Origin of the sequence: Megasphaera hutchinsoni, from assembly GCF_001553405.1 — a bacterium.
Lineage (GTDB): Bacteria > Bacillota > Negativicutes > Veillonellales > Megasphaeraceae > Megasphaera > Megasphaera hutchinsoni.
Map to the genome: position 1 here is coordinate 17,331 of NZ_KQ960931.1, position 11,856 is coordinate 29,186.

12 protein-coding genes and 1 tRNA gene are annotated in these 11,856 nt (G+C 36.7%); 8 read left to right on the top strand and 5 right to left on the bottom strand.

Annotated elements, in window-relative coordinates; translation table 11 throughout:
• Positions 1-613: 613 nt before the first annotated feature.
• From HMPREF3182_RS01860 to HMPREF3182_RS01875, 4 genes are all read left to right on the top strand, one after another.
• On the top strand, positions 614-1,684 hold the full coding sequence (locus tag HMPREF3182_RS01860; RefSeq protein WP_062485206.1) for a DNA adenine methylase: 1,071 nt from the start codon (positions 614-616) through the stop codon (positions 1,682-1,684).
• 81 nt (positions 1,685-1,765) lie between these two features.
• A complete protein-coding gene (locus HMPREF3182_RS01865) occupies positions 1,766-2,647 on the top strand; it encodes a type II restriction endonuclease (RefSeq protein WP_007392389.1) in 882 nt (293 codons plus the stop codon).
• Positions 2,647-3,393 (top strand): TRM11 family SAM-dependent methyltransferase, encoded by a 747-nt coding sequence (locus HMPREF3182_RS01870; protein WP_007392402.1) that lies wholly within the window; start codon positions 2,647-2,649, stop codon positions 3,391-3,393. The genes HMPREF3182_RS01865 and HMPREF3182_RS01870 overlap by 1 nt, the downstream gene beginning before the upstream one ends.
• 125 nt (positions 3,394-3,518) lie before the next feature.
• Positions 3,519-3,607, top strand: a tRNA-Ser gene (locus HMPREF3182_RS01875).
• Between the two features lie 238 nt (positions 3,608-3,845).
• Here HMPREF3182_RS01875 and HMPREF3182_RS01880 read toward each other — a convergent pair.
• The 5 genes from HMPREF3182_RS01880 to HMPREF3182_RS01900 form a co-directional block, all read right to left on the bottom strand.
• Positions 3,846-4,964, bottom strand: coding sequence for a tyrosine-type recombinase/integrase (locus HMPREF3182_RS01880; RefSeq protein ID WP_062485208.1), 1,119 nt, complete (start codon positions 4,962-4,964; stop codon positions 3,846-3,848).
• Between the two features lie 88 nt (positions 4,965-5,052).
• Positions 5,053-5,262 carry a helix-turn-helix domain-containing protein gene (locus HMPREF3182_RS01885; RefSeq protein WP_062485209.1) on the bottom strand — a complete coding sequence of 70 codons (210 nt, stop codon included), beginning with the start codon at positions 5,260-5,262 and terminating at the stop codon, positions 5,053-5,055.
• A 321-nt stretch (positions 5,263-5,583) separates the two neighbouring features.
• Complete coding sequence (locus HMPREF3182_RS01890) at positions 5,584-6,027, bottom strand: type II toxin-antitoxin system death-on-curing family toxin (protein WP_062485211.1); 444 nt, start codon at positions 6,025-6,027, stop codon at positions 5,584-5,586.
• Between the two features lie 2 nt (positions 6,028-6,029).
• Positions 6,030-7,028, bottom strand: coding sequence for a hypothetical protein (locus HMPREF3182_RS01895; RefSeq protein WP_062485213.1), 999 nt, complete (start codon positions 7,026-7,028; stop codon positions 6,030-6,032).
• Positions 7,029-7,198: 170 nt separating this feature from the next.
• A complete protein-coding gene (locus tag HMPREF3182_RS01900) occupies positions 7,199-7,861 on the bottom strand; it encodes a LexA family protein (RefSeq protein ID WP_235808625.1) in 663 nt (220 codons plus the stop codon).
• A 159-nt stretch (positions 7,862-8,020) separates the two neighbouring features.
• Between HMPREF3182_RS01900 and HMPREF3182_RS01905 the strand changes: the two genes are divergently transcribed.
• The 4 genes from HMPREF3182_RS01905 (at position 8,021) to HMPREF3182_RS01925 (ending at position 11,850) form a co-directional block, all read left to right on the top strand.
• Positions 8,021-8,239: a hypothetical protein gene (locus HMPREF3182_RS01905; protein ID WP_062485215.1), complete on the top strand. Its 219-nt coding sequence runs from the start codon at positions 8,021-8,023 to the stop codon at positions 8,237-8,239.
• Positions 8,240-9,444: 1,205 nt separating this feature from the next.
• On the top strand, positions 9,445-10,974 hold the full coding sequence (locus tag HMPREF3182_RS01915) for an acyl-CoA carboxylase subunit beta (protein WP_007392395.1): 1,530 nt from the start codon (positions 9,445-9,447) through the stop codon (positions 10,972-10,974).
• Between the two features lie 11 nt (positions 10,975-10,985).
• Entirely contained in the window at positions 10,986-11,408 is a 423-nt protein-coding gene (locus HMPREF3182_RS01920) for a hypothetical protein (RefSeq protein WP_062485219.1), read from the top strand.
• Between the two features lie 31 nt (positions 11,409-11,439).
• Positions 11,440-11,850, top strand: a complete 411-nt coding sequence (locus tag HMPREF3182_RS01925) for a biotin/lipoyl-containing protein (protein ID WP_062485221.1) — start codon at positions 11,440-11,442, stop codon at positions 11,848-11,850.
• Positions 11,851-11,856 lie beyond the last annotated feature (6 nt).

Consider the following 11,856-nt stretch of genomic DNA (forward strand, 5'->3'; position numbering starts at 1 on the left):
GTACGATATCGTTTCGGGTTGATTTACAGTTAGATATAAGGAAAAAGCTATCAATTTTGATAGCTTTTTTTTGCTTTCCGTATGGCAGCTGAGGCGTTTATTTTTATCGGCCGATTGGCGGCTTGTTATTGTCTAAAGGGAGCGGTGACTTTGCAGGAAACACGGGTGATATTATCTTATCATGAATGGAAAGACCGTAGAAAGAACGTTTTTAAGCTAAGTGGGAGTAAGAGTAAAGTAAGAAACCGTTTTTTTAAGTAGTTTTGAAAGGGGAAAGGTTATGTAAGCAGCGTTACATTATGGATAGCAAGTGTAGTTGCTAATGAGCATATAAATATGCGGACGATTGAAGTGCGGGAACTGACATATAGTTAATGTATTGTCAAATAAAATGAGGTACAATATGACGGTTGGGATTTATATTTCGTTTATGATATAATTTATAGCATAAATATGCTGTCATGGTGGGGGATATATGACACTATTACCTTACAGTTAGGAAACGGCATACGATAGGGAAAATGGAAAACGCATTTGGAACATCCGAATACAATAACGTGGTTATTATTTTGAAAGCGGAATATAATAATACAATTAAAAAGGAGTCTTTGTTATGGAGTATATATCCGCCAAAGAAGCTGCGGATAAATGGGAAATTTCACAAAAACGAGTTAATGCTCTTTGTGCCGAGCATAAAATTCATCAGGCAACCATGGTAGGTAATACGTGGATTATTCCGGTTACTGCTGAAAAACCGATAGAAGCAGGATGTATACAAAACGATAAAAAAACGGGAAAAATTATTAAACCGTTTTTAAAATGGGCCGGCGGAAAAGGACAACTTCTTCGCGAGATAGCAACGTATTATCCTTTTGAAAAGGACGGTATTAAAAAATATGCGGAACCGTTTGTCGGCGGCGGGGCCGTTCTTTTTGATATATTGAGTAAATATGAGTTGGAAGAAGTTTATATCAGTGATATTAATGCGGAACTTATTAATGCATATTCCCAGATTAGAGATACTGTTGATGAGTTGGTTAGGATGCTGTATACGATGCAGAAGGCATTTATACCGTTGGCACCGGATAAACGTAAAGTCTATTATTCGGCAAAGAGAGCGAGGTTTAATGCGTTAAAAATTAGTGACTGCGGGACGGATAGTGTTGAAAAAGCGGCATTAATGATATTTCTTAATAAAACTTGTTTTAACGGATTGTTTCGTGTCAATAAAAAAGGAGAGTTTAATGTTCCTATGGGAGCATATAAGAATCCTTTAATTTGCGATGAAAGCAATCTTCGTGCATTAGCACGGAAATTACAAAAGGTTACTATTGTTTGCGGAGATTACAGACGGTCAAGAGATTTTATTGATAAACATACTTTTGTATATTTTGATCCGCCATATCGGCCTCTTACCGATACGGCAAGTTTTACGGCCTATACGGAAAATTTGTTTAATGACGACAGTCAAAAAGAGTTGGCAAGGTTTGTTGATGAAATGCACGGAAGAGGAGCAAAGATGGTCATCAGCAATTCAGATCCTAAGAATTTCGATGCAGAGGATAATTTTTTTGATGATATTTACTCTGCACATAATATTAAGAGAGTGGAAGCAACAAGAATGATTAATTGCAAGGGCACATCCAGAGGGAAGATTAAAGAACTCCTTATATCGAATTTTTAAGGAGTGCATGTATGTCGGTTTTGTTGGGCATGACTGTATATAGGCAATAGGACCGAAAAATTCATGCAGAGGAGAAAATACATGAAAAAGAGGGATTTTAATACATGGTTATTAGGCTTTCGTGACAGTATTGCTGATTATGGGTATTATATTGATTTTAATAAAGTACATCGGAATGTTACGGGCATTAAGGTTGCGTTGAATATTCTCAACTCACTTATCGGTTCAAAAAATATTGCAGAAGATTTTAAGACGCTGATTAGGAAGTATCCTGAAGTTTTACAGTGTATTCCGTTGCTTTTAGCAGTAAGAGCAAAGGAAATATATTGTCAAGATGAAAATGGTGGTCATTTGTATCAATTTGATATACGGGAATATTCTACCGATAGGGATACTTGCTGTGCACAGTATGTTTATTTTATGGAGCATACCGGATTGTTTGATTTACTGGAAAATCATATTATTAATAATCTTGTGGATTATGTTACCGGTGTGGAAACCGGTCTTGATTCTAATGGTCGCAAAAATCGCGGCGGACATCTTATGGAAAATGTCGTGGAAAGGTTTATTCAAAAAGCGGGTTTTATAAAAGAGGTAAATTATTTTAAAGAAATTTATATTCATCAAATTACAGATAAGTGGCAGATCGATTTATCGGCAATTTCTAATCAAGGAAAAATGGAAAAACGTTTTGATTTTGTGGTTAAAACGCCGCATATGATTTATGGAATTGAAACGAATTTTTATGGCAGCGGTGGCAGTAAATTAAATGAAACGGCACGTAGCTATAAAACACTTGCTTGGGAAACCGAAGGAATCAAGGGATTTACTTTTGTTTGGTTTACGGACGGCAAGGGATGGACAAGTGCCCGTCATAATCTTGAAGAAACCTTTGATGTAATGCAACACATTTATAATATTAAAGATTTGGAAGACGGTATAATGAACGAGGTTTTTAAATAATGGGAAAAAAAATAGTAAAATGGGAGCCGGAAGATTTTGAATTGGAAATGACGACACACTGGTCTTTTCCGAAACGCGGCGATTGGGCTACTCACGATGCAAAATGGAGAGGAAATTGGTCGCCGTATATTCCTCGTAATATTTTGCTGAGATATTCCAAGGAAAATGATTTGGTATTGGATCAATTTGCCGGCGGCGGCACTACCCTTGTAGAAGCCAAACTGCTTAATAGAAATATAATCGGCGTAGATGTTAATGAGGTGGCGTTGGCAAGGTGCCGAGAAAAAATAAATTTTGACCATAGCGGTGCGAACGGCAAGGTGTATCTTTATAAGGGGGATGCCCGTACGTTGGATTTTATTAAGGATAACAGTATCGACCTTATTTGTACGCATCCTCCCTATGCCGATATTATTAAGTACAGTGAAGATATTGAAACGGATTTGTCGCATTTAAAAGTGAAAGATTTTCTTATCGCCATGCGTGATGTGGCTGCCGAAAGTTACCGCGTTTTAAAAAAAGATAAGTTTTGTGCCGTCCTTATGGGCGACACTCGTCAAAAGGGGCATATGATACCGATGTCCTTTGAGGTAATGAAACTATTTCAGAGCGCCGGCTTTAAGCTTAAGGAACTGGTAATCAAAGAGCAGCATAACTGTAAAGCAACGGGGTATTGGAAAACCAATAGTGTGAAATATAATTTTTTGCTCATTGCACATGAATATTTGTTTATATTTAGGAAGTAACAGGAGGGGATACTCGCATATAGGAAAATAAGCGTTCTTATGTTGCGGTAAAACGGTGTAGTGGAAGGACCGTTTTATGGGTTACTTGACGGCGTATAGGACATTTGCTATAATGTACACGTTATGGAAAGGTGTCCGAGTGGTTTAAGGAGCTAGTCTTGAAAACTAGTGATGCGGCAACGCACCGTGGGTTCGAATCCCACCCTTTCCGCCATATTCCTTTAGCGTTTAAAAATAAATTCACATGAGTCCGTGTAAGATTATTACTGAATAATTGAAGAATGCGTATCGTCTTATAAACTTATATAAGTTCGTATATTTGCCCTATATTTGCCCTATTTAAAAATGCAATAGGGCAAAAAAATACATTCCATTGGGCGGGGAATTTTATCAGTTATGTAACGCAGATTTGTTTAATATAAAAAAGAGCTATCGTATTTGATAGCTCTTTTTTATGCTTTCTGTATGGTATCCAGTGCCTTTATAATTACTTTGTCCATATTATTCGTTACATGGGTGTATACTGCCAATGTTGTTCTGGGTTCATTGTGACCGACACGGGCCATAATTGCTTTAAGCGGCACATTTTGTTCTGCCAGCATACTAATATGAGTATGCCTGAATGTGTGTGTGCTTATAGGCTTTGAAAAATTGATTTTTTTTAGGAGTTTATTGATGTTTTGCGGGCTATAAGGGTGACCGCCATTCGTGGTGAATACGTAAGCTGTATCGGGATAGTTAAATGGGGATAATTGAACGGCACGATTGGCACGAATAAAAGATTCTATAATTTCTACCGCCCGAGCATTTAAATATATTTTCCGAACAGAGTATATATTTTTAGGCGGTATTCTTGCACCGGGATCTTTCACGCTCTTTGTCCATGAAAATGTAGCGTTAATATCAAGCATAGAATTTTTTCTATCGTAGTCTTTGAATCGGATAGCCGCCAATTCACCTATACGCAGCCCTGTAAGCGATTGAAACTCGCATATAAGACTAATGGCGGGGTTTTCTTTGTAAAGTAGGTCTAATACCCCTTTTAATTCATCATGGTCTAAATATTTAGCGGCGGCCTTTTTTATATCCTCTGCTGTTGTAGTTTTTTTTCTTATTTCTACATCATCTAAAAAGTCAATATCCTTGATGTATTTCATACGTTTGCTATATTTGAATACCATGCAGATAAACCCGAATATCATTTTGGTATAGCTGAAGGAATGTGTTTTATAAAATTCGGATATGGTAGATTGCAGTACAGATACGGTAAAGCCGGAAAGCAGAATATCTTCACCGAATAACTCTAACACCTTTTTGAGCGAAAGTTTTTTACGAATCGTGGTATTATCTTTTTCAAAGGGTTTATTCTGATCAATAAATTCATTGGCCGCAACACTAAAAGGTTTATCGGCGTACATGGCATTATTAGTGAGTTGATTAATTTTATTTTGAAGTACTATAGAGGCTTGCTTAAAAGCTTGACGGGATTTAGAATTGAACGAAACACTTACCCGCCGCTGTTTCCCTGTCAATGGGCAATGATAGCGTTCATAAAAGACATACCGTTTCACATTATTTTTCTTCTACCCACATAATCAATCACGCTCCTTTTGTGTGTACTGTTCCCTCGTTCCATTGACGTGGAGTGGAGGGCTTTATTTATTTATCTTGAGGCGGTTCACCATATAGGCGAGTCATGCCGGATTTTGTAACCAGCCAAATACGTTTAGATTTGCGGGCCTCTACTCCGATATGAAAGCGTGCAGGCTTTTCATTACGACTAATACAGGCTTGGCGAAGTGAATCTGTAGTTTTTCCCCAAGTTTCTGCGGCTTCTTCTAGCGTTAAGACTTCATCTAAAGTGTTCACTATTTCCACATCCTTCCCATGATCAAACCCCAAACAGCATAGAACAAAGCAACTTCAACCATATGCTTGTTCCAATCAAAAATAAAAGTCATAGTAATTGCTAATACAATCAATAGTTCTAATGGCTTATTTGTTTTGTCTAATTTTTTTATGTATATTGGACTATTAAGAAGTATAGTCCAATATAATGGGATATATTGGACTATAAAAAAATATAGTCTAAAAAATATTAAAATATTAGACTTAACTATCTAATACTTAATAATTAGGTGAAAATTGATGTGTTGTTGCCCATTATTCTGTTAGTGCATAGTGAAATTTTTATTTACTAATTTTTGCTAATAGTTTATCTATATATTTTATTTTATCGGATTCGAAAGGTTCAAGATCCCATAGAATAATAGCTATGATTTCGGTTAGATCTTCTCTTGAAATAATTCCACTTACAGCAAATGGTACTGCATTTTCCATAATTTTTATAAATTTACTTATGGTTGGTATATCATAATCATTTATAAGTAAAAAATACATGCCTGTTGCGATAGCGGTGCGTTTATTTCCGTCAAGGAAACAGTGATTAGATGCTATAGAGTATACTAAATAAGATAATTTCTCAGTAAAAGACGGGTAGTAATCATCATTTTGGAGGAAATCTAAAATACCTTTTATATAATCTTCGTTAATAGTGCCTGGAGCCCCGCCACTTTCTTTTAGCACTGCATTATGGGTTTTGAGGACGTGTTCAAAGTCAATGTAATATATCATTGTTATTTATCCTTAAGTCGTAAAAAAATGTCGCGATGCTCTTTTATTTGCTCTTCTAAGCTTTTGCTTTTTTCTCCTAGAAAACGCTCGTATTCTTCAGATGATACAGAAGAGATATATTCACTTAAATTACCATGATATGCATCGCGTAGGCCTTTATCTAATGTAGCCATTGTTCTTCTAGCACTTTCAAAATAAATAGACATCATAGGGTTTTTAGCGATATCATCAATGATTATATCTACAACCTCTTTGGTTAATTGTTGTCCGTTTGATTCATATTGCTTTGCGATTTCAGTGGCGATACATGTTTCCACTGCAGCAATATTAGTTAATACTTCGCTATACATGGTATCGCGTAGATTAGCTTTACTTTTTAAGCGTAGTATTTTTTGATAAGTTGTTGCATTTTCTAAAAATATACATTTATAGACTCTATTGGTAAAATATTCATATTTGTATGGGCCCATATTTACATATTGACTTAATGCTTGTGTGAAGCTTTTTCTTACTTTTTCAGTAGTAAATGCTGCAGGTAAAAAGTTTGGATCCCGTTGATTTATATAGGTACGATGCCCACCAGCTTTTTCTGTTAATACATCAATGACAATATCTAAAATTTGTGATCGTAATTCTTTTGCAATAGGACTGTTTTGTAGAAGCATAGCAACATTTAAGAAACTACGAAAGCTGAATATAGCTAGGTTTCTGCTTGTCTGACCGACATTTATGTCGGTCAGTTTATATGAGGCCAACTCTTCACCTGTTAAAATTTTATATCCATTTAATGTTAGTTCTTGGTAATGGGATTCAACTATTCTTTCTATTGTTCTAATATCAACCTTAAAGAAGTTAGCTAGATACTCTTTGGTAAACCAAGTTTGATTTTGCCAAATAGTACCACCAGTATAATTGCTTAATTCACGCTCTATTTCTTTTAATGCAATAGAATTATTTAGAATGTTTTGTCGATCTAATTGAGATGTTGTTAAATCATTCATTAGTAACCTCTTTTCTGTTCAATAAAAATAATTTGACTTATAAAAACAAATAGTCATTATGATATAAATTGTAAGTGAAAACGCATAGTATTTGTAAATTTGGTGATAGGATAAGAGTGTTTAAAATCAAATAAAATAGGGTCCATGTAGGGGGATTTTTTTAGTTCATATCAAAACGGCCTTCGCAACTCAACTACTTTACCGATGATGGTAACGGGAAGGTCTTGAATTTCTTGATTTGAATAAAACCGTGGGGGATATACAGCTACGTTATAACCGATTAAGGTTATGCCGGACGTGGCTTTTTTTATTTGCTTAACCGTGGCTTCGTCACCGTTTACAAGTACTACGGCGATTTCATTGGAATCAACGTCAGTTTGCTGGCGAACGACTAATAGATCTCCTTCAAAAAGTTTAGGCTCCATGCTTGCACCTTTAATTTTTAGGCAAAAAAAATCTCCTGTTGCTGCCATTTCGGGCGTGATTTCTTCGTATCCCAGTATATTCTCTATGGCACTAATCGGGACTCCTGCTACCACTTCGCCTAAGATGGGGATTTTTACTCCTACACGGGAATGAAAGTTGATAGTGTCTGACTCTCCCGAAAGTTTTTTGTATTTATTTTCTATTAAATCTGCCTTTGAAATTTTAAAATAATTAGCTAACATTTCTATCTTGTCAATTCGTGGGTAGTTTGTACCGTTTTCCCAACTCGCAAATGTTGTGTATGAAACACCAAGTGTTTTAGCAATTTCTATTCGAGATTTATTATATAAATCCATATAAAATTTTAAATTTTTAGAAAAAATTTTTTTATTACCAAGGTCGCTCATATGTATATACCTCCTTTTATATTTATTATGTTACAGTTTAACTGCGGAGAAGTCAATATAAATATAATAAAATTATAGTTTAAATGTAATATAAGACAGACAAGCAAATTAAAAGAGATTATTTATCTAAAGATGGTCTATAGAAAGGGAGTGATAGCAATGAAAAACACTGATTGGGTGCGCATTAAAGACATTCCCGGTACATTCGGTATTGGAAAAACAAAAGCAAGTCAACTAATGCAAGAGATAAAAGCGTGCGGAAAATTTAAAGGGGGAGTTGATTATAGGGATATATCGCCGAAAATGAAATTTGTCAATGCAAAATCATTTGATAGATTTTTAAACTCAAAACACCTAGCCTGGTTGAAAGAATCGTAAAGAAGGAGGAGGCAGATTTAGGTGTTTGGGCAACAGATTGTTTTTTAGGTACTTTAGAGGAATTAAAGAAATCTATTAAAGAAAAGCATAAAGATAATGAAGTTTTACGTGATAGGTATTATAGAGAGGAGCAAAGAGAAATGATTTTAGATAAACCAACAAAATCAGACATAGAAACGGATCCGAAAGAACTGCAAAAAAAAAAATAAGATTTGAGGCGTGGAAAATACGATGTCAAAATAGAACATTACAGGAACTGATGATACAACAGAAAAAAATAGCACTAGACAGACTGGAAGTGGCTATAAACATATTTATTAATAAAGCGTGCGTTCTACAGCTGTCAGAAAGTGGAAATATTGTACATATTAAAATTGCAGGCAACAACACTGAACACGTCACCGTGAACGGCATCAACGGAATAGAGATGTTATACAAAGTATTGAAATGCGGTTTTATTGAGGGGAGAGGCGGGCGATGTTCGTAGTTGTACGATATCGTTTCGGGTTGATTTACAGTTAGAGATAAGGAAAAAGCTATCAACTTTGATAGCTCTTTTTTTTATGCTTTCCGTAGGGCAGCTGATGCGTTTATTTTTATCGTCCGATTGGCGGCTTGTTATTGTCTAAAGGGAGTGGTGACTTTGAAGGAAACATGGTTGATATTATCTTATCATGAATAGAAAGACCGCAGAAAGAACGTTTTCAAGCTAAGTGGGAGTAAGCGTAAAGTAAGAAACCGTTCTTTCGAGTAGTTTTGAAGGGGGAATAATATTAAATTATATTAGCGAAGCATTTGATATGGCTACTTTGAAAAAATTGCCACGAATCGACTTAAGCGGGGGATATATCAAATGTACAGCTTTAATAATTAAAAATAAAGAGATTGTTTTTGTGATAAAAAAGAAATAAAGAAGCCTTAGCCCCCCACCAATACGGGCGGAGGTTCTAAGACTTCTTTATTACAAATAGTATAGAAAATTATAAAGGAAAAGTCAAAGGCAAGAAACGTAACGCGTAAAGCGTAACCTTTAGCCTGATAGCTATTCTGCATATGTGGATAGGATTTAATGAAGTAAATACATATAAAGGCGGATTGCACTCAAATAGGGCGCATTTTTGGGGATGATTACTTTATGCACGTATTTGAGTATATATTGGTCTATATGATATAATAAAATGGAATTTTGGTGGCGGAGGTGTAGTATGTCAACAAATCAAGAGAAATTAAAAGCTTTACAAGATAAATTAGCTCTTGTAGCCCAAGGTGGCGGACAAAAACGTATTGATAAACAGCATGCTAGTGGCAAGTATACAGCACGCGAACGGTTGGAATTATTATTTGATGCAGGTACATTTACGGAAATTAGTCAATTTATTCATCATCGGTGTACCTATTTTGATATGGATAAAAAAGAAATCCCTGGCGATGGTGTGGTTACTGGTTATGGTTATATTGATGGTCGATTAGTTTATGCATATGCTGAAGATTTCACTGTTGAAGGTGGTTCTTTAGGTGAAATGCACGCCTATAAAATATGCCAAGTGCAAGAGATGGCATTAAAAATGGGAGCACCTGTTATTGGGATGAATGATTCGGGTGGTGCACGTATCCAAGAAGGTATTGATGCTCTTTCAGGCTTTGGTGCGATTTTTATGAATAATACAAAAGCATCGGGTGTTATTCCGCAAATTTCGGTTATTATGGGACCTTGTGCAGGCGGAGCTGTATATAGTCCGGCATTAACGGATTTTGTGTTTATGGTTAAACAGACATCGAATATGTTTATCACGGGTCCATCGGTTATTAAGTCGGTTATTGGTGAAGAGGTGACTGCAGAAGAATTGGGCGGAGCCGATACGCATAGTACGATTTCGGGGGTAACGCATTTCGCTTGTGAAGATGAACGTGATTGTATTGCGAAAATAAAAAAATTATTATCGTTTATTCCGGGTAATAATATGGAAGATGCCCCGTATGTAGATCCTGATGATGATCCGACACGTCAAGATGAAGGATTAAATGTGATTGTACCTGATGACGGTAATGCTTCTTATGATATGCTGGATGTGATTATTTCTTGTGTGGATGATGGCGAATTGTTTCAAATTATGGAAACATACGCTCAAAATATGATTACCGGGTTTGCTCGAATGGATGGACAGACCGTAGGAATTGTTGCTAATCAGCCGAAATTTTTGGCAGGGTGTTTAGATATTAATGCGTCTGTGAAAGCCGCTCGCTTTATTCGTTTTTGCGATGCTTTTAATATTCCGTTGGTTACCTTTGTCGATGTACCGGGCTTTTTACCTGGAACGACACAGGAGCATGGAGGTATTATTCGCCATGGAGCGAAGATGTTATATGCTTATTGTGAAGCGACTGTACCGAAGGTTACGGTGGTTGTGCGTAAAGCTTATGGTGGTGCGTATATTGGTATGTGCAGTCGTAATTTAGGCGCAGATATGGTATTTGCTTGGCCAATGGCTGAAATTGCCGTGTTGGGGGCTGAAGGGGCGGCCAATATTATTTTCCGACATGATCCGGATAAAGAAGCGAAGAAGAGAGAATACGAAAAAGAATTTCAAACGCCGTATAAAGCTGCGGAACATGGTTATGTCGATTGTATTATTGAACCGAAAGAAACACGTACACATATTATTAAAGCACTTGCCATGTTAGTGAGCAAACGAGAAGATAAGCCATCGAAAAAACATGGTAATATACCATTATAGGGGGTATGAATATGCCAGTAGATAGCATTACGGTAGTTCTCTTTTTCATAGTGGTGTTTTTAGTAGTACGTATGTGGAAAAAGACGTCTTCTTTAAAAGATAGGATGGCGTCATTGCAGTGTGTGGTTAATACGTTGCAAGAGCAACAAAAAGAACAAGAAGAGAAACGTGAAAGAGTTTTTGAAACGGAAGAACCTGTGGAAATAGAACCTCCCATACAAGGGGAGATAGAGGAAGCGGTTCCTTGTGAAACGGAACTGAATAGTGGGGATACAGCACATACTATTCCAGCGGAAACGATGGCCGTTATTATGGCAGCTGTGATGGCTTGTGGATATGCACCTACGGCTGTGAAAGAGATACGTCGAGTATCGTTACGGAAGCAAAAACAAAGTAAGTGGATTATGGCCGGTCGATTAGCCGGTATGCGCTGATAAATAGACAATATTGGTTCAGGAGGAGAACATGAAGAAGTTTAAAGTTACAGTTAATGGACAAGTATATGAGGTAGAAGTTGAAGAAGTAGGTGCAGCGGAGACGGCAGCTCCAGTTGTATCTAAGCCAGTGGTAACTCCCGTAGCAACTCCCGTAGTAACTCCGACTAAGGAAGCGGCAGCAACGGCCCCCCCGAAACCGGAAGTACATGCACCTACACCGGAAGGAGCAGTTACTATTAAAGCACCTATGCCGGGAAAGATTTCGGCTGTTAAAGTTGATGTTGATCAAACGGTTACACGGGGTGACGTTGTCGTCGTATTAGAAGCGATGAAGATGCAAAATGATATCACCACGAATCAAGATGGTAAAATTGTGCAGTTGCGAGTACAAGTGGGCGATAGTGTTAAAACAGGAGATATTTTAGCGGTTTTACAATAAAAGAGA

Coding starts and splice junctions, on each gene's coding strand:
- HMPREF3182_RS01860 (WP_062485206.1), top strand. CDS start 614: ATGGAGTATATATCCGCCAAAGAAGCTGCGGATAAATGGGAAATTTCA.
- HMPREF3182_RS01865 (WP_007392389.1), top strand. CDS start 1,766: ATGAAAAAGAGGGATTTTAATACATGGTTATTAGGCTTTCGTGACAGT.
- HMPREF3182_RS01870 (WP_007392402.1), top strand. CDS start 2,647: ATGGGAAAAAAAATAGTAAAATGGGAGCCGGAAGATTTTGAATTGGAA.
- HMPREF3182_RS01890 (WP_062485211.1), bottom strand. CDS start 6,027: ATGATATATTACATTGACTTTGAACACGTCCTCAAAACCCATAATGCA.
- HMPREF3182_RS01895 (WP_062485213.1), bottom strand. CDS start 7,028: ATGAATGATTTAACAACATCTCAATTAGATCGACAAAACATTCTAAAT.
- HMPREF3182_RS01900 (WP_235808625.1), bottom strand. CDS start 7,861: ATGAGCGACCTTGGTAATAAAAAAATTTTTTCTAAAAATTTAAAATTT.
- HMPREF3182_RS01905 (WP_062485215.1), top strand. CDS start 8,021: ATGAAAAACACTGATTGGGTGCGCATTAAAGACATTCCCGGTACATTC.
- HMPREF3182_RS01915 (WP_007392395.1), top strand. CDS start 9,445: ATGTCAACAAATCAAGAGAAATTAAAAGCTTTACAAGATAAATTAGCT.
- HMPREF3182_RS01920 (WP_062485219.1), top strand. CDS start 10,986: ATGCCAGTAGATAGCATTACGGTAGTTCTCTTTTTCATAGTGGTGTTT.
- HMPREF3182_RS01925 (WP_062485221.1), top strand. CDS start 11,440: ATGAAGAAGTTTAAAGTTACAGTTAATGGACAAGTATATGAGGTAGAA.